Annotated in this window: 31 protein-coding genes; all 31 read left to right on the top strand. The window is 40.7% G+C overall.

Features of this window, described 5'->3' with window-relative positions:
* The coding region (locus DSY56_RS12540) for a hypothetical protein (protein ID WP_234990586.1) at positions 1-218 on the top strand (218 nt) is incomplete at its 5' end.
* 94 nt (positions 219-312) lie between these two features.
* Positions 313-738 carry an ArpU family phage packaging/lysis transcriptional regulator gene (locus tag DSY56_RS10930; RefSeq protein WP_112445667.1) on the top strand — a complete coding sequence of 142 codons (426 nt, stop codon included), beginning with the start codon at positions 313-315 and terminating at the stop codon, positions 736-738.
* Positions 739-1,242: 504 nt separating this feature from the next.
* Positions 1,243-1,689, top strand: coding sequence for a terminase small subunit (locus DSY56_RS10935; protein WP_112445669.1), 447 nt, complete (start codon positions 1,243-1,245; stop codon positions 1,687-1,689).
* On the top strand, positions 1,679-2,935 hold the full coding sequence (locus DSY56_RS10940; RefSeq protein ID WP_112445671.1) for a PBSX family phage terminase large subunit: 1,257 nt from the start codon (positions 1,679-1,681) through the stop codon (positions 2,933-2,935). The genes DSY56_RS10935 and DSY56_RS10940 overlap by 11 nt, the downstream gene beginning before the upstream one ends.
* Positions 2,936-2,946: 11 nt before the next feature.
* Positions 2,947-4,374 carry a phage portal protein gene (locus DSY56_RS10945; protein ID WP_112445673.1) on the top strand — a complete coding sequence of 476 codons (1,428 nt, stop codon included), beginning with the start codon at positions 2,947-2,949 and terminating at the stop codon, positions 4,372-4,374.
* Positions 4,343-6,067 carry a minor capsid protein gene (locus DSY56_RS10950; protein ID WP_112445675.1) on the top strand — a complete coding sequence of 575 codons (1,725 nt, stop codon included), beginning with the start codon at positions 4,343-4,345 and terminating at the stop codon, positions 6,065-6,067. Before DSY56_RS10945 ends, DSY56_RS10950 begins: the two co-directional genes overlap by 32 nt.
* Positions 6,064-6,396 carry a hypothetical protein gene (locus DSY56_RS10955; protein WP_112445677.1) on the top strand — a complete coding sequence of 111 codons (333 nt, stop codon included), beginning with the start codon at positions 6,064-6,066 and terminating at the stop codon, positions 6,394-6,396. The genes DSY56_RS10950 and DSY56_RS10955 overlap by 4 nt, the downstream gene beginning before the upstream one ends.
* Before the next feature lie 148 nt (positions 6,397-6,544).
* Positions 6,545-7,111: a phage scaffolding protein gene (locus tag DSY56_RS10960; protein WP_112445679.1), complete on the top strand. Its 567-nt coding sequence runs from the start codon at positions 6,545-6,547 to the stop codon at positions 7,109-7,111.
* Positions 7,112-7,137: 26 nt separating this feature from the next.
* The gene (locus DSY56_RS10965) at positions 7,138-8,052 is read left to right on the top strand and encodes a capsid protein (RefSeq protein WP_112445681.1); all 915 of its coding nucleotides are present in this window, start codon (positions 7,138-7,140) and stop codon (positions 8,050-8,052) included.
* Between the two features lie 14 nt (positions 8,053-8,066).
* On the top strand, positions 8,067-8,339 hold the full coding sequence (locus tag DSY56_RS10970) for a hypothetical protein (protein ID WP_112445684.1): 273 nt from the start codon (positions 8,067-8,069) through the stop codon (positions 8,337-8,339).
* Between the two features lie 17 nt (positions 8,340-8,356).
* Complete coding sequence (locus DSY56_RS10975) at positions 8,357-8,710, top strand: hypothetical protein (protein ID WP_112445686.1); 354 nt, start codon at positions 8,357-8,359, stop codon at positions 8,708-8,710.
* 1 nt (position 8,711) lies between these two features.
* Entirely contained in the window at positions 8,712-9,068 is a 357-nt protein-coding gene (locus DSY56_RS10980) for a hypothetical protein (protein WP_112445688.1), read from the top strand.
* A complete protein-coding gene (locus tag DSY56_RS10985; protein WP_050253783.1) occupies positions 9,055-9,483 on the top strand; it encodes an HK97 gp10 family phage protein in 429 nt (142 codons plus the stop codon). The genes DSY56_RS10980 and DSY56_RS10985 overlap by 14 nt, the downstream gene beginning before the upstream one ends.
* A complete protein-coding gene (locus tag DSY56_RS10990; RefSeq protein ID WP_050390754.1) occupies positions 9,473-9,895 on the top strand; it encodes a phage tail terminator family protein in 423 nt (140 codons plus the stop codon). Before DSY56_RS10985 ends, DSY56_RS10990 begins: the two co-directional genes overlap by 11 nt.
* Positions 9,882-10,082, top strand: coding sequence for a hypothetical protein (locus DSY56_RS10995; protein ID WP_112445690.1), 201 nt, complete (start codon positions 9,882-9,884; stop codon positions 10,080-10,082). Before DSY56_RS10990 ends, DSY56_RS10995 begins: the two co-directional genes overlap by 14 nt.
* The gene (locus DSY56_RS11000) at positions 10,082-11,365 is read left to right on the top strand and encodes a phage tail sheath subtilisin-like domain-containing protein (protein WP_112445693.1); all 1,284 of its coding nucleotides are present in this window, start codon (positions 10,082-10,084) and stop codon (positions 11,363-11,365) included. Before DSY56_RS10995 ends, DSY56_RS11000 begins: the two co-directional genes overlap by 1 nt.
* An 18-nt stretch (positions 11,366-11,383) precedes the next feature.
* A complete protein-coding gene (locus tag DSY56_RS11005) occupies positions 11,384-11,848 on the top strand; it encodes a phage tail tube protein (RefSeq protein ID WP_112445695.1) in 465 nt (154 codons plus the stop codon).
* A gap of 18 nt (positions 11,849-11,866) precedes the next feature.
* Positions 11,867-12,268, top strand: a complete 402-nt coding sequence (locus DSY56_RS11010; protein ID WP_050253802.1) for a phage tail assembly chaperone — start codon at positions 11,867-11,869, stop codon at positions 12,266-12,268.
* A gap of 168 nt (positions 12,269-12,436) precedes the next feature.
* Positions 12,437-14,875, top strand: coding sequence for a tape measure protein (locus DSY56_RS11015; protein ID WP_200832450.1), 2,439 nt, complete (start codon positions 12,437-12,439; stop codon positions 14,873-14,875).
* A gap of 14 nt (positions 14,876-14,889) precedes the next feature.
* On the top strand, positions 14,890-15,552 hold the full coding sequence (locus tag DSY56_RS11020; protein WP_112445699.1) for a LysM peptidoglycan-binding domain-containing protein: 663 nt from the start codon (positions 14,890-14,892) through the stop codon (positions 15,550-15,552).
* The gene (locus DSY56_RS11025) at positions 15,549-16,514 is read left to right on the top strand and encodes an XkdQ/YqbQ family protein (RefSeq protein WP_050390750.1); all 966 of its coding nucleotides are present in this window, start codon (positions 15,549-15,551) and stop codon (positions 16,512-16,514) included. The genes DSY56_RS11020 and DSY56_RS11025 overlap by 4 nt, the downstream gene beginning before the upstream one ends.
* Positions 16,515-16,811, top strand: a complete 297-nt coding sequence (locus DSY56_RS11030) for a DUF2577 family protein (protein ID WP_112445701.1) — start codon at positions 16,515-16,517, stop codon at positions 16,809-16,811.
* Complete coding sequence (locus DSY56_RS11035) at positions 16,808-17,206, top strand: DUF2634 domain-containing protein (protein ID WP_112445702.1); 399 nt, start codon at positions 16,808-16,810, stop codon at positions 17,204-17,206. The genes DSY56_RS11030 and DSY56_RS11035 overlap by 4 nt, the downstream gene beginning before the upstream one ends.
* Complete coding sequence (locus DSY56_RS11040; RefSeq protein WP_112445705.1) at positions 17,203-18,258, top strand: baseplate J/gp47 family protein; 1,056 nt, start codon at positions 17,203-17,205, stop codon at positions 18,256-18,258. Before DSY56_RS11035 ends, DSY56_RS11040 begins: the two co-directional genes overlap by 4 nt.
* On the top strand, positions 18,245-18,763 hold the full coding sequence (locus tag DSY56_RS11045; RefSeq protein ID WP_000084596.1) for a DUF2313 domain-containing protein: 519 nt from the start codon (positions 18,245-18,247) through the stop codon (positions 18,761-18,763). Before DSY56_RS11040 ends, DSY56_RS11045 begins: the two co-directional genes overlap by 14 nt.
* Positions 18,764-18,773: 10 nt before the next feature.
* Positions 18,774-19,724, top strand: a complete 951-nt coding sequence (locus tag DSY56_RS11050) for a hypothetical protein (protein ID WP_112445707.1) — start codon at positions 18,774-18,776, stop codon at positions 19,722-19,724.
* 4 nt (positions 19,725-19,728) lie between these two features.
* Complete coding sequence (locus tag DSY56_RS11055; protein ID WP_112445709.1) at positions 19,729-20,217, top strand: phage upper tail fiber protein; 489 nt, start codon at positions 19,729-19,731, stop codon at positions 20,215-20,217.
* A gap of 8 nt (positions 20,218-20,225) precedes the next feature.
* A complete protein-coding gene (locus DSY56_RS11060; protein WP_112445711.1) occupies positions 20,226-20,627 on the top strand; it encodes a hypothetical protein in 402 nt (133 codons plus the stop codon).
* A gap of 12 nt (positions 20,628-20,639) precedes the next feature.
* Positions 20,640-21,329: a hypothetical protein gene (locus tag DSY56_RS12120; protein ID WP_200832451.1), complete on the top strand. Its 690-nt coding sequence runs from the start codon at positions 20,640-20,642 to the stop codon at positions 21,327-21,329.
* Entirely contained in the window at positions 21,322-21,474 is a 153-nt protein-coding gene (locus DSY56_RS12125; RefSeq protein WP_200832452.1) for a hypothetical protein, read from the top strand. Before DSY56_RS12120 ends, DSY56_RS12125 begins: the two co-directional genes overlap by 8 nt.
* A 10-nt stretch (positions 21,475-21,484) precedes the next feature.
* On the top strand, positions 21,485-21,713 hold a 229-nt coding region (locus DSY56_RS11070; protein ID WP_160109929.1), incomplete at its 3' end, for a hypothetical protein.

The raw sequence follows: 21,713 nt of genomic DNA on the forward strand, positions 1-21,713 counted from the left end.
TTTTAGACTTGACTATATTTCACAAAGATGTAGTTTCGCTAGCCAATCAAGGTATAGCTGTAAAAGATATCGCACAAAAATTAGGACTACATTACAATCAGGTATATTACTACTTGAATAAACATCATATTCCTTACAAAAAGCGAGAGTTTAGAAATCAAAGTAACAATTTCGCTTGGAGGAATTTGAATGATATGATTTTTATGAGGAGGACTTAACATGACAGACAACATAAACAAACCAATACAATAACACTAGTTTTTGATGGGAAAATAATTTAAAACATTAGTTAAAATAGAAACGAGGTGAGCGATGCCTTTCTTTCCAGAAATAAACGAAGTCAAAACAAAAGAAAACGCCAAGAAAGTATTAGAAGGATATCCTCATTGGCGTCGTGTAGCGAATGATACAGATGGTCAGAAGGTGACAACTACGTACTCTTTTACGCCTCGGTGTCCTGGGAATAATGCAACTAGTCGAGTGGAGAAACTGGCAATTCGAAAAGTTGATGCAGAGTTAGAGATAGATGCTATTGAGCAGGCAGTTAGTAATTTACATGATCCTTACTATCGTAAAATCATATACGAGAAGTACCTTGTATGGTATCCTAAAAAAGATGAAACAGTATATAATGAGCTTGCAATCTCAGAAAGTTCATATTATGAAATTCTTGGAAAGGCTCTACTGGCATTTGCAGAGCTATATCGAAATGGTGAACAAGTTGTAATTCTGGAGTAAGAGCGGAGTAAGTCAAGAGTAATTATCAATTTTAACGTGCTAAAATAGTATTATCCAATGATTGGCAACGAACAGTCATGAGGACTCCTAAAAATACAGAGGTTTCGGCCTCTTAGACAGTAAGGATAGGTTAGCAGGTTGTTTGGGTCTCCTTTAAAATTTTTACCAAGCGTGCGTTTTACTGCTAGACCAGTTGGTTCGATTCCAGCTGCTGTCATTTGAGTGTTTGTGTCCCAGAATGGGGTAGGCAGTAGGCTTAGCATTCATATATCACTCATTAACTTAAAAATGGTTGCAGTAGCGACTGGACCTTGCATGATTGCGTAGCTAATTATATTCCGGATAAGTTATAAGCTAGAGGGTTTGGATTCCCTCAGAGGTTGTAAAGACTACAAAAAATAAAAATGAAGTCAAAATTTAATACACACGCAAGGTAGTAGTCGTCTTGCAGAAAGGTCACACATCGTGTGGCTTTTTTGATTTTTTGAAAGGTGGTGATGGAAAATGAACAATAAACAGAAACACTTCGCTGATGAGTACATCATCAGTAGAAACGCAACACAATCTGCAATTAAGGTGGGGTACTCAGAGAAAACGGCATATAGCATAGGACAAAGATTGTTGAAAAATGTTGAGATTTCTGAATACATTAAAAAACGTACTGAAGAACTTTTTGACGAACGTTCGATGTCAATCGCAGAAGCCTTGGCAATCTCTGCTAGTATCGCTAGAGGGGAAACTCAACAAGGATATTCTAAGAAAACTGTAAAGACTGCTGAAGGTGTTGAAATATTTGAAACGACTTATGAATTTACTCCAACTATCGAAGAAAGGCAACGCTCTCTGGACCACATATTCAAAGTGAATGGAGCATATTTAGAGAGAAAAGAAATCGAGATGTCTTCGGCTGTTCAATTCGTTGATGATATAGGAGTTAGCGATGAAGCGTAGAATGAGTGAATTTATCCCAAAGGCTTTTTATCCTATGTGGCGTGCAGCGTTTGACCCTAAAATCTTACATGTGGTTGAAAAAGGTGGGCGTGGTTCTGGTAAGTCAAGCGATCTCGGACACACTATCATTCAACTGATTATGCGCTATCCAGTCAATGCTGTGTGTATTCGTAAGACGGATAATACCTTAGAACAATCGGTCTATGAGCAATTGAAATGGGCGATTAGCGAGCAAGGGGTTAGTCATTTATTTAAGATTAATAAATCACCTTTGAAGATAACCTATATCCCAAGAGGGAATTATATTATCTTCCGTGGTGCACAAGATCCAGAGCGTATCAAATCCTTGAAAGACAGTCGTTTTCCGTTTGCGATAGGCTGGATTGAGGAGTTAGCTGAGTTTAAAACCGAAGATGAAGTAAAGACAATCACCAACTCCCTTCTTCGTGGAGAATTGGATGATGGTCTTTTTTATAAATTCTTTTACTCTTACAATCCTCCAAAAAGAAAACAGTCTTGGGTGAATAAGAAGTATGAGAGTGTCATACAACCTCCTAACACCCACGTACACCATTCGACTTACTTAGATAACCCATATATATCCCAAGCTTTTATAGAAGAAGCAGAGGCCACGAGAGAGCGTTCAGAGAAGCGTTATCGTTGGGAGTATCTGGGTGAGGCTATCGGTTCGGGTGTAGCACCGTTTGAAAATCTGGTATTCCGCAAGATTACAGACGAGGAGATAGCAAGGTTTGATAACATTCGACAAGGTAACGACTTTGGTTACGCCAATGACCCTCTGGCCTTTGTAAGATGGCATTACGACAAGAAGAAACGAGTTATCTACGCTATCGATGAGATTTACGGCGTGAAGATTAGCAACCGTGAATTGGCTGAAAGAATCCGTGAGAAAGGTTATCAATCTCAGATGATAACCTGTGATAGCGCAGAACCTAAGTCGATTGATGAGTTAAAACTGCAGCTAAATATTCCGCTTGTTCAAGGCGCTAAGAAAGGCCCTGATAGTCGTGAGTATGGAGAACGCTGGTTGGATGATTTGGATGCAATTGTGATAGATCCAGAACGCACACCGAATATCGCAAGAGAGTTCGAAAGTGCTGACTATGCAGTTGACCGTGATGGAAATCCCAAACCCAAGCTAGAAGAAGTAAACGACCACACAATCGACGCTACTAGATATGCGTTTGAAGACGATATGAGACAACCAGGAATATCATTCTGGTAGGAGAAGGAGAAATGTTGAGTAATTGGTTTAAATGGTTAATTAGGCGGTTGTTGATTAAGAATACAACCCAAAACGAAATACTGGAAATTGAGATAAGAGAACATCAGAATTCTGAGAAAGTAAGCACGATGAAAGAGGCTTACGACTACTATCGAAATCGCACAGCTATTCGAAATAAGAAAGTAGATGTAGACTGGCGGACGAACTCAAGGATTGAATTAGGCTTGTTTAAGAAGTTGGTAGACCAGAAGGTTGGTTACTTGTTTTCTAAAAAACCGACAATCTCGATTGAGGGAGAAAAGTCGCAAGACTTTTTAGATAGTGTGTTTGACGAGGACCTTTTATCTACGATTAAGTCGCTCGGTAAGGAAGCAGTGATGAAAGGGATAGCTTATGGCTTGCCTTATTACGACGAGAATGGTCGTCTACGCTTGTTTAAAATCCCAAGTGAACAGATTATTCCTTTTTGGAAAGACGAGCGTCATTTGGAACTATCTGCCTTTGTGCATGTCTACAAACAAGCCGTCTACGAAAGCGGAGTGAAGAAGACTAAAACCTTTGTAGAATACTACGATGAACAAGGAATTACAGATTATATCTGGACAGGTTCACATCTTGAACTCAATCCACTATCCAAGGAGACCAAGGGAAATTTTTATTACGTCAATGCAGACGGCACACGGATTCCTTATACTTGGGAGAAAGTCCCTCTGATTCCGTTCCGCTATAACGAGTATGAGGACGGTCTTTTAGTCCAAACTAAGTCTTTGATTGATAATATTCAACTTCAAATGTCTACTAATGCTGATATGTTGGCAGATATGCCGAAGTTGATTTATGTTTTGAAAAACTATCAGGGCGCAGATTTGGGCGAGTTCATGAATAATCTGAATAAGTTCCGCTCTATCAAAGTTTCTAGTGATGGTGGTGTAGATACCCTACAAGCAGACAATGATACTAGCGGAGTTGAAGCAGATATTGAACGCTCTCGTAAGTTCTTGTATGAGGCTGCACGAGCCATTGATACCCAAGATGATAATTTAGGAAATGCAAGTGGCCAAGCTCTAAAATGGCGCTATACAGACCTTGATTTGGACTGTAATGAGCTAGAAAATGAGTTCCAAAAAGGTATCAAGCAATTCCTTTGGTTTGTAGAGCAGTATGCAGCTAACAAAGGAGTAGCATTTGACGCATCTAAATTTACTTATGTCTTTAACCGTGACATCATTTCAAACGAGTCTGAAGCTATTCAAGATTGTGTGAACTCAATCGGTATCTTAGACGACCTAAGTATTCGTGAACAACATCCATGGTATCAACCAGAGGTTGAGAAACGATTGAAAGAACAACAGGACCAAGGACAAGATCCATACTCTGAAACTAATTTCAAAAAGGTAGAGGATGACCATGACGACCAAGGACAAGAAAAAGATAGATGAGTACTGGACTGAGCGAGCTTTACAACAGGAGCACAACGCTCAGATAGTAGCTGATAGGTACATGGCCCAGATTGGCCAATCCTTAGCAGACTATAATCACCAGCTAGTTTCTGAGATTGAGAAGTTCTATGCCAGGTATGCAGTTGATAATAAAATGACTCATGCGGAGGCCAAGCAATATCTGACGGATAAAGAGCGTAGAGAGTTTAAGAATGTAACTCTTGAAAGATTCCGTGAGATGGCTTTAAATCCTGATACGCCGACCCCACTGTTGGACGCTTTGAGTTATCGCCATCGTATCAGTCGCAAGGAGGCTTTGCTTGCCGAAATTGAGCGTCTGACAGCTGAACTATATGGAAAGCCAGACGGCATACATGACAAGGTCACAGAGGCTTTGAGCGACGTCTACATCAAAGGTAAAATCCATCAAGCTAAGAACTTGGCTCATTTTGGAATCATAGAGAAACCAATATTGGGTGTCGATGCAGTTAAGCATAAGATGGCTAGTAATTGGAGTGGTAAAACATTCTCAACAAATGTATGGGGACACGATGCAGCTGTTTATAAATCTATCAGCGATACAATCAATAAAGGCCTAACAGGAGGCTGGTCTATTGATAGAATGGCTAGAGCTCTTTCTGAACGTACAGGGGTCGCCTATCATAGGGCTGATACGCTTGTCAGGACTGAGACGACCTTTTATAATAATCTCGCGACACTAGATACTATCAAGGAATTAGGTGGCGACCACTACGAAATCGTAGCGGTATTAGACAGTCGTACAAGTGAGATTTGCAGGTTAGAAAATCACGAGGTTCATTCTGTTAAGGAATATGAACCAGGTAGAACCGCACCGCCATTTCATGTTCGTTGCCGTTCTACTATCAGACCTGCAGTCAAGTCTGATAAACCTAGTCCTTACTTCAATATCTTGCAAAACGACGGCTCAGTAAAACTAGCCACTGAGCAACGTTCTCTGGACGAAATCTTTGCAGGATGGGAGCGTGAAGGGGAAGCTGTCCTTAGAGGTGTTAAGGCATCTAAGCCAGAAGTGGCTGACAAGGTTTTTGTAGCTGATAAACCAAATGAAATAGACGACTTCTTTAAGAAACAAAAATCTTATCAGAAGTGGTTGAAAAATCTATCTAGTTATGAAGTGGACTCTATCCATGAATACACAACAGCGATGTACAAGGACTACAACCATGTATTGAGAGAAGGGAAACAAGAATTTCTTGATAAAATCACCGGTGGAAACTCACAAAAATTAAGTGACGAGACTAGAAAATGGTATAATGATATTGAGAGGAAAGCCGAGCAGGTTGTTTCAGCTATCTCAACATATACAACAGAAAAAACATTTAAAACTTATCGATTGTTTAATCAATCAGAAGATATTTTTTTAGAAAATGCTGTTGGTAAAACACTGGTGATTGATAAAGGATTGATGAGTACTAGTCTTGATAAATCTGTTATAGAGGATTTCGGAGGCGGAGATGTTGAAATTCAATTGAATATACTCATCAAAAAAGGTCAATCTGTTGGTGCGTATGTCAGTGAATTGAGTAGTCATACCGATGAGAAAGAGTTCATAATTAAACCAAATACAAGGTTTAAGGTTCTATCTGAAACGGCGCAAGAGATGGCTTTTGACACTAAACGAAGGATTATTGAAGTGGAGGTAGTGGATTGAAAGCAAAGTATTTAGAATATATCTTGTTTGAACCATTGAAGAATGCGACAGATGAACAAGCTGCTTTTTTAGGAGTTGCGATTTTCTTTAGTCAAGGATTCTTAGAGAAATATCATCCGCAGATATTGGAGGATTTTTCTAAAGATTATCCACCCGTTTTTACAAGTGAGCGTTCTAAAAGATGGATTCATCGTTTCAGTAACAATTTCTATAATTTTAGTAGGTCAACCAATGACACTCCACTTGATGAATTTATCGTCAGAGCAAAGAGAAAGATGCCTGACTATGCACGCAAAGAATATGAAGAATATCTATCAACAAGCACCTAGAGAATTCTAAGTGCTTTTCTTATGCTCTAACCGTATGGAATCCCGTACGGTTTTCTTTTCGCCCTGAGCATGGCGTTAAAAGGCTTTTTTGCTTTACCAAAATGACGTGGTCGTTGCCACGTTAAACAAACGTACAGGAGGAAAAGAAATGAATCGTAAATTTTTGGAACAGTTAGGATTGACTGAAGAACAAGTTGAAGCAGTTATGTCTGAACATGGGAAATCAACACAGGACTTACAAGCGAAGGTGTCTGCTGCAGAAGACAATGCTAAGGGTTTGCAAGACCAGTTGAGAGAGCGTGATAAGGACATGAAACAGCTCAAACAAGACGCTGAGGGCAATGCTAACCTACAACAAAAATACTCAGACTTGGACAGCAAGTACAAGACACAACAGAAGGAACATGAACAACAACTCAAGACAATGCAACTAGATCATGCTATTGAAATGCACTTGAGCGGCAAGGTTCACGACGCTGGAATAGTGTCTGGTCTACTAGATAAGTCTAAATTGGGATTAGGTGACAACGGAGCGGTGACTGGATTAGATGAACAGTTGACGGCTTTGAAGGAATCTAAAGGCTTTTTATTTGCTCCAGAAAAGGCTGTAGAACCACATATCGCTGGTGCTAAGCCACACGGGACAACACAAGAAGAAACAGTTGCTAACGACCTGACAACGCGGATGATTAATGCGTTCACGTCAGATCTATAATCAAAAAATAGAAAAGAGGAACAGATATGCCAGCAACATTGAACTATGCACAGGCTTACCAACAAGGCTTGCAGGAACGTTACAGTGAAAACGGATTGTTATTCACTAACAAACTTTGGAACTCTCCATCCAATACACTTTTGAAGTTCACAGGAGCTAAAGAAGTGAAAGTACCACGTCTTTTGATTAAGGAAGGACGTAAAGACCGTACACGTCGCACAATTACTAGTATTGACGCTAACTATGAAAATCAATGGGAAACATACACATTGACTAATGAGCGTTACTGGTCAACACTCGTAGACCCATCAGATGTTGATGAAAGTGACTATGTCGTTTCGATTGCTAACATTACTAAGACATTCAACGATACTGAAAAAATTCCAGAAATGGATAAATTTATGGTATCTAAATTGTTCTCCCGTAAGAAAGCACTTGATACAGAAAGTAAACAAATTAAGTCATTGAATTTGACTGAGGAAAACTTCCTCGCAACCTTCGATGAGTTGATGGAACAAATGGACGAAGCTGGAGTACCAGCAGAAGGTCGTGTTATTTTCTGTACACCAGCAGTTAAACGTATGATCAAGAACATCAAGCAATTTGGCCGTACAGTCAATATCCACGGCCAAGGTACAGTGATTGACCGTTCTATTGGTCGTTTGGACGATGTGACGATTGAGCCATCTATTCCATCTGACCGTATGAAGACCTTGTACAACTTCACAAATGGAGCTAAGGTTGACCCAACTGCTAAACAAATCCATTTCTTCTTGATTCATATTCCATGTATGGCAGCACCGCAAAAATATGAATTTGTAGGACTTGACGCACCAAGTGCTTCTTCAAGCGGTAACTACTTGTACTACGAACAATCTTACGATGATGTATTGCTATTCAAGACTAAGCACGAAGGTCTAGCATTTGTCGTCGCACCTTAAAAGGAGGATAGAAAATGTTAACAGTAAAAAAAGATAATCGTGTATTGAATATCGACGAACTAGAAAAAGTAACCTTCCTTGAAGATGGTTACGATGTGGTTGAAATCCAAGATGGTGAGTATGTAGTAGTAGAGCCAGCGACTAATGGACGTACTTATACTATTCAAGAGTACAAAGCAGTAGTTGCTGAACGTGACCAAGCTCTAGCTGAACGTGATAATGCTCTAGCAGAGCTTGACAAATTAGCTAAGAAATCCGCTAAGAAATCCGCTAAGGACGATAAGTAGAAAGAGAGGTTCTGCTGATGGAGAAGAGAACATCAGAAGAAATTCAAAAGCATAATGAGGATGCTAGACAAGCCTTGATTGACTTGTACGAACAACGTTATTCATGCTATCCAGAAGAGTTAGGGGTCGATGAAGTCATGCAGAACATTCTTAACTACTGTAATCGTGAGGATTTTCCTTTAGAGTTGCGATTTGTGGCCATGCAGATGGTTTATGTTGTTTGTAATCCTGACCAAGCTGTCCAAGGCAAGAATATTTCCGTTGGAGATACTCGTGTCGAATTGGCTAAGTCAGACCTTGCCAGACGTGCTGAAAGTGTCTTGTTGGACTTTACCAGTCAGCTACAGAGGTTCAGAAAGTTGAGGTGGTAGGATGAATATCAATGATGTTCTATCTCAGGCAACACCAAGCATTGAATGGACCTATGATAAAAAGATGGATGTGTTTGCTTCTGTCGAGAGTACGAAAACAAACGGAGCTGATTTTGTAGAGTTCAAAGAAATCTACAAGAAGGTTCCCTGTCGTGTCTCTGTTCGTAACTTAGTGAATACTGAGCAGAACGAAGCGCACCAACTCAAGACAGAACACAAGATTTTCTGTTCGCCTAAATTTACTATCAAAGCTGGTAGTAAATTGGTCGTAGATGGTGTTCAGTACCTGACCAGTGAAGACCCGATGGTCTATGTCACGCATCAAGAAATTGTGGTGAGACGACATGAGTGGTTATGATGATAGTGATGTTCAAGAGTTCTTGAAACGACTTGAACGGGCTCAGGCAATCATTGATTCTGAGTTTATGCAGGCTGCTAAAGATATCGGCCTAGCCTTTTTGAAAGAGGTTAAGGAACGAACACCAAAGGGCTTAACAGGTAAGTTAAATCAATCGTGGAAGATGGAAGTAAGCAAAAATGGGAATGTGTATGAGGTTATCGCATTCAACCCCATGGAATACGCTTCTTTCGTCGAAAGTGGACACCGTCAACAAGTAGGGCGTTATGTCCCTGCAATCGGCAAGCGTTTGGTCAATCCTTGGGTGGAAGGACGCTTCATGATGAGACTGACAGAAGAACAGATTAAACAGAAAATTCCACAAATCACACAACAAATCGAAGAGAGGCTAAAGGAGGAATTAGGTGGATTATAGTATTAGACCACTCGTCATCAAGCAACTCAAAGATGTGTTTGGGTGCAAGGTCTATGATGAACAAATCCAGCAAGGATTGAAAACACCTTGTTTTATTGTAGATGTGAAGCCTGTGACTCGAAAGCGGTTGGCAAACCAAAACGATAAGCAGGTTTTTATTGTCTTGCTGCATTACTACACCGAAAAAACAACAGACTTATACCAAAAGTTTGAAGAGATTGAAACGGTGTTTAATTCGCCTTCCTTTCGTTATTTAGGGGATAAGTACCCTATCAATGATTTGAAGGTGGAATACAATGCCAATGACTTGATATGCACATTTACAATCACTCGATACGTTCGATGGGTTGAAGAAGAACCAAGAATGCAAATATTAGAAAGGATAGGTGAAACTTCTCATGGAAATGAATGAAGAACTAGGTTATGTAACCGAACCAGTGGTACCAACCACTGAAGAAAAATTTGGTAAAGAGGCATTGCTCAAGTATTTTGAAGATGATGCAACTTTGTTAAACGTTTTGCTGGAAGATGACCAGTCATACTCACTAGCAGAAGTAAGACGCATTTTAGAAGACTGGAGAAAGGGTGTGGCTAACTAATGGCACAATGGAGAGTACAGAATAAACGAGTTCCAAAGGCCTACATCAATTTCGTATCAAGAGATGATGTGATTGTTCCTTTGGAAGACAATACGATTGCAGCAGTTATGATTGCTGGATCTTGGGGAGAGCCTGGTGCCTTCACACTTGTTGACGGTACAAGCAACTTCCGTCGCCTATTTGGTAAACCGATTGATGAACTTCTTCCAATTCGTGAAGCCTTGAAAGGTACCGGTAAGGTTCTTGTCTACAACGGTGTGAACAACACTGGGCTACAGGCAACGAAAACAGAAAACGATATGGTCGTTACAGCTAAATACAAAGGATTAGCTGGTAATCATATTCATGTTATCTTCAAGAAACAAGTTGATACTGGCTTTGAAGTAACAACTGTTTTCTTTGGAAAAGAAGTTGATAAACAAATCATCACAGCCTTGCCATTTAAGAATGACTATGTGAATGTAACGGGCACTTTAACAACAGAAGATAAAACAATCTTGCTTGAAGGTGGTACTGATGGAGCTACAACCAATTCAGAGGTTGAAGATTTCCTAAATGCACTCGATACTCAAGACTTCCGTGTCTTGGCTCTGGGTACAGATGAAAGTGCAACGAAAGCACTTGTTACGGCTCATATCAAGAAATGGCGTGACGCTGGTCGTTCAGTCATTGCAGTCTTGAATGATTACACGGATGCTGACGATGAAGGTGTTGTATCAGTCGGTAACGGGGTTACATTGAGCGATGGTACGAAACTAAGCGCTAAGGATTGTGTTTACTTCGTAGCTGGTAAGTATGCAGGGGCTGGCTTGCAATCCAATACATTCAAGTCTTATCCAGGCGCTATCGACTGTGAGCGTAAGAACGAAGCAGAGGCTGAAAAGCTCATCAATAAAGGTCAGCTTATCTTTGCTTATCGAAATGAAAAAGTGATTATCCTGTCAGACGTGAACTCATTTACTAGCTATACGGCAGAACACAGTCGTATTTTTGGTAAGAACAAACTTGTCCGCACCATGGATAATATCAATACCAATGTCAAGTATATCTTTGAGAACTACTTCATCGGTAAAGTGCCAAACAACGTGAATGGTCGTGAGTTGTTTAAACAGCGAATCATCACAATGGTCCTTGATCCACTTGCTCAAAAGCAAGCCTTGGAGTATAAAGCGAAAGATATTGAGATTTCACAAGGTATCACCAAAGAATCTGTCGTGGTAAACTTGCCAGTTGTCTTGACGGACGCTATGGAAATCTTGTACATGACGGTTATCTGTGATTAAGAAAGGAGAAACTAGCTAATGGCTATTATGAACCAATTAGATGCTTTGTCAGCTAAGGAAGGAACAGTCTTCTTTACAATCAATGACAAGCAATATGAACTAGCAGAGCTTATCTCGCTAGAAGCAAAGGTTGAATACACAAAAGCTGATGTTACCCCTCTCAACTCTCGTATGAAGGGTGGTAAGATTGTCGGCGCAGAAGGTACAGGTTCGTTGAAGATGTACTACCACCGTCCAGAATTAAAGGCGATGGCTTTAAACTATGTCAAACAAGGTATTTTGCCTCGTATTGATATCAAGTGTACTAACGAAGACCGCACATCTCGTGCAGGTCGCTATACCATCGTTTTGAAAGGGGTTCTGTTCAAAGAATCACTTATCTTTAAACTAGATGGATCAGCGGATGAGGTCATTGACGAAGAAACGGACTTCACATTCCAAGATTTTGATATTTTATCAGAATTCCAAGAAATTACATACTAACATAAGGAGGAAATAGTGGTGAGTGGATTAAAAGCATTTTTGAAACAAAATAAAAAAGGGGAAGAGACTAAGGATGTCTTGCTTCCTTCTTTTGAGGAACCAGTTAAAATTCGAGTGTTGAGTGCTCGTGAAGCGGACTTAATCAATGACCGTTGCTTTGTCAATAAGCCTGGTCGCAACGGACGCCAAGAGCGTGTATTTGACGGTGTTAAATATAACCGTGAAATCTGTATTGCGTCTATCGTGGTTCCTGACCTTAACGATAAAGAATTACAAGATTCGTATGGAGCAATGGGAGCTTCTGAGTTATTCGGTACTATGTTTAACTGGGGCGAAAGCGCCTTGATTTTGGAAGCTGTGACCGAACTCAGCGGTATCAACCAAACATTCCAAGACAAGGTTGACGAGGCAAAAAACTAATAAAAGAGGACGCGGAGGCAAAACTTGCCTACTTCGCCCTCGTAAACTATTACATTCGCCCTAGTGAATTTGTGAATATGGATGTAGAAGAAAAAGCCTTTTTCGCTGCAGTCATGCACGAAGAGGGGCTACAACGTAAAAAAGCAATGAAGAAGTGAGGTGATTCTATTGGCAAATATACAAACAACCATGTCTTTGACCGATAGAGTCACAGGCACTTTAAATAGAATCTATGCAACTATGGAGCGTGTCAAAAATGCAGGTTCTGGCATAGATAAAGCTATGAAGGCTCAAGAATCCGCTATGAAAAAAGCTGGTGATTCTGGTCAATATTTTGTCAATAAAGCTGGGCGAGTCGTTGATGTCAACGGTAGGTTTGTCAACAGTGCAACTCTAGCAGCTGCAGGACTCAAAAAAGAAGAACTGGCTCTAAGAGATTTAGGGAATGCCTCGAATAATACTTCTAACAAGCTAAGTAGATTAGTATCTTTGAAAGGTTTGTTGAAGACCACTTTAGCTGGTATTGCAGTCGGTAAAATTACCAAACAAGCTATAGGCATGTCAGACGAGTACGCCAATATGCATGCTCGTTTAGATATGATTCGAGATAGTACGCAGACGACAGAGGAACTGCAAAAGTCTATCTATACATCCGCACAGCGTACAGGCTCGGCCTATACAACCATGGCAAACGGTGTCGCTAAGATGAGGATGCAAGCTGGCGATGTTTTCCAAAACAACGGTGAAACAATTGCCTTTTTGGAAACTATGAACAAATCCTTTGTTGTTGGTGGCGCAAGCATTGAAGAGCAAAAAAGTGCCATGCTTCAGCTTACTCAGGCTATGGCCAGTGGTAAGTTGCAAGGTGATGAGTTGCGTTCTCTAGCTGAAACTTCACCAGCCTTAATCCAAGCTATTGCAAACAAGTTAGGCGTCAGCCGTGGCGAGGTTAAGAAACTTGGAGCAGACGGGAAGATTACGGCTGACATTGTCAAAACTGCCATGCTGGATGCAAGCGAAGCGATCGATCAACAATTTCGCAACATGCCAATGACATGGGGCAGGGCATGGCAGAACTTCTTGAACTTTGTGACCAAGGCGATTGAGCCAATATCGATTAAGGTTAATCAGATAGTAAACTCGTCTGCTTTCCAACAGTTTGCCCAGATTGTAGCCACGGTGCTTCAGTATGTCGTCCAAGCAGTTATCTTTGCCATGGATATGATTGGGGCTGTTTGGAGTATGTTGGCTCCGATTGCTCAATTTGTCATCAACAACTGGTCTGTCATTCAACCGATTATTATTGCTGTAGCAATCGCTATAGGGACTTATGTAGTTGCGATGAATGCAGCAGAAATCGCAACGAAACTATTTAGTATCGCTACAAACGTTGCTAAAACAGCAATGGCTGGTTTTAATGCAGTTATGGCAATGAATCCAATCATGTTGATTGTAATGGCAGTCATTATTCTTATTGGTCTCTTCTATGCCTTGGTCGCATGGTTTAACAATCTTACTGGTGCAGCTGTATCAGCTACAGGAATCATCATGGGAGCGATATTTGCCCTTGGAATGATAATTTGGAATGTGATTATCGGGATTATCAATATCATTATATGGGTGATAAATATGGTCCTACAACTTGTTTTTGGTGTTGCTAACGGCATCATGATGATAGGTATGGGGATTTATAGTTTCATTCTAACGATTATAATAGGAATCTTGCAATTTATCGACTGGTTTATTACGGGAGCTATAAATTTATGGAATGAATTGACTTATAACTGTCAAATGGCATGGTATGATATTGCCCAAGGTGGTAGAGGGATGGCGGTCGCTATCGCTGGATTTGTAGATAGTATGGTTAATAGTGTTATTGGTGCAGTCGAGGGCATGATTAACTCTGTCCTTGGTGGCTTTAATAAAATGATTGGCTTCTTAAATGGGTTCGGTCTAAATCTAAGCGCTGTTGGAACGGTTTCTCTTGGTCGGACGAACTTTGCCGGTGATATTGCGAACGCCATTGACAGCATGGAAAAACCAGTCAAGAAAACCTTTGAAGGTCTGCATTTGGCAGATGGTCTTATTAGCCACCAAGCTAACTTAAAAACTCCCGAACTAGAGGCTCCACAACTGGGGTATCTTGAATTTGGTAGCGTCGGTGGGGCCTTTAATAACGGATATAAATTCGGTCAAGGGATTGATAAGGCTGTCGGTGGTTTCTTCAAAGGAGCTGGAGATGCCAACGGTGCAGGAAACAATTTCTTGGGTGACCAAGGCACTACACCTTATGAACTCAGCCCAGCAAGTTCAGTCCCTGGACAAGGAGACGGAGGAAAAGGCGGTGACCACAATCCAACTGGTGGTAAATTAGATAAAGTCGGCAAGATTGAAGATGAAATCAAACTGGACGATGAATACATCAAGCTGATTAAGGACGTTGCGACCATGAAATGGCAACAGAACTTTATTACCTTGAAACCAGAGATTGTCACCAACATTGACTCCATAAACAACGCTGGCCAGTATGCTAACGTATTGGATGATTTGAATGCAACGATTGTAGACGCTTTGAACAATGGCGCTGATGGCCTTATGGCTTACTAGGAAGGAGGTAGCAGATGTTTATATTTATTGAAGGCATTAAATTGCCAGTAAATCCAGAAGAAATCAAACTGGAGGACAAGCAAGGAATTGAGACAGTCGCTATCATCGATACTGGTAACGTTCCGCTTGTCGGAAATCCAGAGCTTCATTCGATTGAGTTCGAATCCTTTATTCCTAGTGGAAGATACGATGGAAACTACCAACGGAATAGCCGTGTTTCTCCAGAATCCTTTGTATCATCTATTCGTAAATTTAAGACAGAAGGCACTCCTATTCAATTAATGATTGGGGGTGCTTTTGGTTCTGCTATTAACGGGAAATTTATAGTGGAACAATTCGATGTCTCTACCAAGACGGGATATGAAAATGACCTGATTTATAAGATTAAGTTCTTACAATATCGGTCTCATAAGCCACGTAAGGTCACTATTAAAGACAAAAAAGCACTTGAGGCTACTAAAAAGAAACCTCAGGCAAAAGCTACTGAAGAACGTAGCCCTACGACTGAGAAACCTGCTCAAAAAAGCCATACGGTTGTTAGTGGGGATACTCTTTGGGGAATTGCTCAGACATTTTACGGAGATGGCAGCCGATATACTGAAATCTACGAAGCCAACAAAGACAAAATCAAAGACCCTCATTGGATTTATCCTGGACAGGAGTTTGTGATACCATGATGCAATTATTCTATCAGAACAATAAAACTGGAGATACATGGGATTTAGCAACTGTGTCTGAAAAAGTCGAATTCAAGACAACTAGAAAAGGGTCAGCTTGGAGCGTGGAGATTACCTTGTACAACTCTACAAAAGTAGCTTTTGAATACGGTTCTCCACTTGCTTTCAAGCTAGATGATAAAGAGGTATTCTTTGGTTATTTGACCAAAGTCAAGTACGAAAAAGATACCAAAACAACCTTGACCTTTCACGACCAGATAAAGTACTTGTTACGCAATATCAACTTTGTTGCTAAGGACAAAAATGTCAATCAAATCGTCTCGGCAATCGCAGGAGATTTTGATTTGAAGATTGGGGAACTAAAAGCCCCAGCCGTGACTTTATCCCCTCAATTGAAGGAAGATAAGAAGGCTCTGGATATTATCCAAGAAGCCATGGACGAGACTTTGGTACAAAGTGGAGAATTGCTGGTTTTGTATGATAAGTTCGGAGAGTTGACGCTAACGACTCCGAAAAACTTACCAATCCAATACATCATCGGTAATGAATCCTTTATGTCTAGTTTTGAGTTTGAAGGTTCGATTGAGGATAGTGCTAATATTGTCCGCTTAATCCAAGAGAACAAAGAAACCAAAAAGAGAGAGGTCTACATTTATCAGGATAGCTACAATATCGGAGCTTGGGGAAAACTCCAGTACATGAAAAAAGTGGATGAGAAAGCAACTGAGGGGCAAATAAAGCAATGGGGCGAAATGCTCTTGAAGATGAAAAACCGTCCCAAAGAAACGTTCAGTCTAAAAGCTGATATTGGAAGTATTGACTTTTTAGCAGGCCATGCAGTCTATGTGGATGTTAAGGATATTGAGAAGAAGGGATGGTATGTCATTGAAGAGGCAACTCATTCCTTCAGTGCAGAAAAGCACACGATGGAAATTAAATTATTCATGGCAGGAAGTGAGTAGATGGAAGTAATAGAAAATCTAAAGAAATTGATTAGTAATTTCATTGAAAATCGCCAGTTCGCAAAAATAACGACTGGTGTAGTTTTATCGGTTTCTCCCCTCAAAATCCAATTGACCAATGAGTTGGTTTTAGATGATTCTATGCTTGCTGTCACATGGACCGATGAAGCATTGGATCCTGAATACGTTGGGCAAACCCTTCATCTCATCAGACAAGATGGTGGAGGGTTTTATTATGTCTTGTACAAGAAAATTTTCCACTACAAACGCAAAGTGAAAGGGGGTTCTGATGAATGAGTACTCCTAAAACAAACTTTTTAAACATCGCTAAAAATGTTGTCGAAGCTAAGAAACAGCCTAGCTTAACACTAGATGAAACCAATATCTTGCTAGAAACAGACGGTATCCATGCTCTGAAGCAATCAATCAGACGCATGCTGACAACTGAACGGTTCATCTATACGATTTATGATCATCGATACGGTGTAGAGTTAGATGCTTTATTTGGTGGGGATATGGATTATGCCCAGATGGATATCGCACGTCGCATAAAAGAAGCCTTGTATGAAGACGACAGGATTCATGAGGCTCATTCTTTTTCTACCAGGATAAAGAAAGATGAGTTTTATGTACAGTTCATGGTTGATAGTGATTTTGGAACATTTGAGATGGATTTGGAGGTGAAACGATGATAAAGGTAAAAACATATCCAGAAATTTTAGAGGATATGCTGGCCTTGTTTGATGACAAGTATGACAAAAGACAAGGATCTGTCTTGTACAATCTAGTTGCGCCTGCAGCTCGAGAAGTTGCCATTCAGTATACGGTCTTAAAATCGTATGAGGAAGTCAACTTTTTAGATACGAGTACAGGAATCTTCCTAACTCGTTTATGTAGGCAGTTCGGAGTTGAACGTTTGCCAGCTACGGCATCGGTTCGATTGGTTCAATTCAAGCAAGAAATCCCACTCGGGACTCGTTTCAGTGTGGTTAATAGTGAGTATAATTTCCGTGTCTTAGAACGTCGCTCTGGATTCGAGTATAGCGTAGTAGCTGAACAAGTCGGAAATGCACCTAACTATGTAAGAGGGCAACTCATCAATATTGATGTGTTGAGCGACTTTAAAGGGGCAGAAATCGGCTCTGTCATCGTTGTAGGAGAAGACGAAGAGACAGATAAACAACTCCGTAAACGGACTATTGAGTATCTGAAAACACCGACCTTAAACGGGAACATTGCCCAATACAAGAAATGGGCAAGTGAGTTTGTTGGTGTAGGTTCGGCACTTATCGAACCGCTCTGGAAGGGAGAAAACACGGTACGTGTATCTATTACGGATGCTGACGGTAACGAAGCTAGTTCAGAGCTGGTAAAGAAGTTCAAGAATTATCTAGATCCTGAGCCAAGTGGCCATGGGTTAGGTGTAGCTCCGATTGGTGCCTATGTGACTGTGCAGTCTGTAAGTGGCTACGACGTTCGTATTACCGCAACAATCAAGATTGATGAAGATGTAGATATCGCAACCATCAAGCACGAGGCGAAAGTCCAACTCATTAAATACTTACGTGAAGAAGCATTTGAAGAGAAAGAGGTTCGAAATTATAAAGTTGCCACGATCATTGACAGAATTAATGGGGTTCGAGATGTGGACCGTATTTTGTTGAACGACAGGGAACAAAGTATTGAGCTTTCTACCAACATGCTTCCGAAACTAGCGGAGGTAACTATCAATGTCACAAGTTAGATATCGTATGTTATCGGCTTTGCCAGAGGTCTTAGATCCAACCATCAACGATTTGTTTGAAACTGAAATTCCAGAGCTGGAATTGATTACAGACTTAATCTTTGATACCAGACGGTTGATGTTGTTGCCAGAAGCGACGGAAGACTGGATTACACGTTGGGAAAAGGCTCTTCAGGTAAAACCGAAAACAATTGATTTGGAAGAGCGAAGGCGGTATCTAATCACTTTAATTTCTTCCAAAATAAAAATAAACTCAGTGAGTTTACAAAAAATTACAAAGAGCTTTACGAATGTCAATAATTTAGTAACGGTCAAGGGTTCGGCGGTACATATTCGATTTTTAGGAGAACTACCGACCGGATATTTGAACCGTTTTTTAAAGTATGTGCGTGAGTTGATTCCTGCTCATTTAGGAATCCAATTCTCGGTTGAAGCGCCAATGATGAACGCGATTTATGTTGGTGCTCACACATTCAGAGACATTCGTTCGGTTCGATTTGAATAGGAGGAAATAAATGGGATATTTTATCCAACCTATTGTGACCGATAAAGCAATCAGCGAAACAGCCTTAGCGATTCAAAATAGAGAACCACTGGTTTTCACCCGAATAGCTTTGGGGAGCGGACGACATCAGACAGACACTGCCAAGAAGAATGATGTAGCTCAAATAGTTCATTCTTTGCAAGTCACGCAGTCTTTATCGACTGATATCGCTGATACGATTCGTCTTACGGCACGGTTTGACAATTCACGGATTGAACGTGAAATGATTATCAATGAAATCGGTGTGTTTGCAAAACGTGGGAATCATGAAGAGTTCATGTACATGTATACTTGGGCGGAGCAGGGGGATGTGATTCCACCTAAAACATCTGCTTATGTATATCGAGACTATGATTTCAATACAACTATTAGCAAGAATAGTCAGATTACCATTCAATACAATGCGACTGACTTGGTTTATGCAACTGTCCCTGAACTGAAGGCGACAGAAAGGAAGTTGCAGACTAATATCGATAATCATATTGGAGATACTGCCCATCACGTTTCTGACCAGGAACGGACACGCTGGAACGGGAAAGCCGATTCAAGTCATAGGCACAAGGTTGCAGACATCGACGGTCTGCCTGAAAAAATTGACGAGTTCACTAGAAGCAAGGCTGAGAAGGTTGACCTTACTGGTCACATCAACAACCGCAACAACCCACACAATGTAACCAAGGCGCAGGTAGGCTTGGGGAATGTGGACAATGTAAAGCAAGCCAGTTACATAGATCATGAAGCTACTAAAAGAGAAGTCGCCGAGCAAGAACAACGATTGTCATTGCTAGAAGAAATGGTGTTACAGAATCGATTCTATGTACCAATCAAAGCTGAAGACAATGATGATGTATTGCTAGGGGACGAAAACAATAATCTAGTCGTAGCTGATTGGAAATACCAAATAGTAGAAAGGGAGGAATAGATGAATGGTAATTATGAATAACCAAGTTAGAAAAGCTACTGATTTGCCAACGTTATCCAACGTATCGGACGGAGATGTGGTGCTAATTCATAGTGGAGCAGGATTGAAGAAAGTACCTGTATCCACTTTGAAACGAACATTTACAACACCGCAATCGGCTATATCAGTGGCTACGTCAAACTCAAACGGTATCGTCAGACCGGATAATCAGACGACAGAGGTGTCAAATGGTGTGTTGAAAGCTAAGACGGCAACTAGTGGACAGGCTGGTGTGGTGCGGCCTGATAACTCGACGATTACAGTCGATAGTTCGGGTGTCTTGCGAGTAAACAGGTCGGCGCTTGGAATTCCAAGTACGCCGTCCGAAGTAGTTGCACACAAGCTGATTAACCAAAATGGGAATCAGCAAATGAAGTATTGGTATGGGTCAAAGGCACAATATAATGCAATTAGCACGAAAGACCCGAACACAATCTATGATGTGTATGAGTAGGTGGTATTATGGCTACAAGAGAAGGAATCTATGTCGGAGGACATGAGATTATAGAACGGTATGTTGGAAGTAAGTTAGTGTGGCAAAAATGGCGGTTTTTAAAACGTTTTAATAATTTAAAAAGCGTATTTATTTATCCACATTCATCTAATACGGTTGCTGTAGATGGAAATTTCATAAGTTTAGCAAGTAGTTTCGATAGTGAAAATAGAAAACTTAAACTTATTAATTATAGTAATTATGACACAGAGGTCTTCTATGCGAATCGAGTTTATGTATACACAAGATACTCAGGTGAAAACAATTACATTGCAGATAAACAATTACATATCGAGTTCGACAGCAACCAAGAAGCTTCGGATTTCAAACAACGCTATCATTCTGGAACAATAGATATTTATATTAGATAGGAGAAAATTAACATGGAATTTGTATTAGTAAATAAATTTTTTAGAGTTGGCAAGACGGAAGTCTCTATTCAATGTGACAAGCCGTTTACTTTTTTCACTCGCGAGTTAGAGGGTGACCATTTGGGTGATACGGATGAAATGCTCATTGAGGCAGTCAAAGAGATTCTACGAACTGAATTAGATCCAACCAGCGCCGTTGTCAAAAACCGAGAACAATTGGCTAAAACGACTGCAGCACTTGAACAAGCCAATCAGCTTATGGAAGGTATGCAGAAGGTCAGCTTGCATAATACTGACGATATCGAAGAAATCTTTGCACGCTTGGAAGTGCTTGAGAAACACAATGGTATCGATCATGAGCATGAGGATGAAGCAGAGGGGCATGAGGAAGCGCCACACGTTGCAGAAACAGAAACACACCCTACTGAACCTGCTCCAGTAACTCCACCAGTAACTCCACCAGTTCAACCAGAACCCCAACCAGCTACAGAAGTAGCCACAAACGGAGTTCCAAACGTGGTCGTATCTGAACCAGCACCAGTTCCAGCGCAACCAGCTACTGAACAACCAGCAGCAGAAGCACCTATCCAACCTGCACCAGCAGTAGAACAACCAAAAGAAAGCGAGACAGAACATGAAATTCCTACACCGACAAGCGAAGCGAGCACTAGTGAAAACAATGGAGGTAGCAACAATGAGTAAGATTACATTAGACCAAGCTAAAATCGACATGTACATTAACTTGCTAAAACGTGAAGCGATTGACTTTTCATTTGTCAATAAACGTTTTAAAGACCGTGTACGCAAAGAATTGGAACGCCTTGGCTTGAGCCATTTGGCGAATTAGAGAGGTGTTTATGGACGTCTTTGAGAAAATAGAACACTTTTTCACTAGCGTAATGCCGGTGCTAACTCCAACAATCATTGCTTGGATAAGCTATCGGTTGCCGAAAAAAGCCAAAGAAGAAACAGATAAAATCGTCTCGGAACTAACCGATGTTAAGAAACAGATTGAAGATGTCCAGACTACCGCTAAAGATAGCAATTCCAAAATCGATGAAGTACAAGAGAAGTTGAAAGTGCACG

The sequence above is a fragment of the Streptococcus sp. 596553 genome, from assembly GCF_900411395.1.
Classification (GTDB): domain Bacteria; phylum Bacillota; class Bacilli; order Lactobacillales; family Streptococcaceae; genus Streptococcus; species Streptococcus mitis_BA.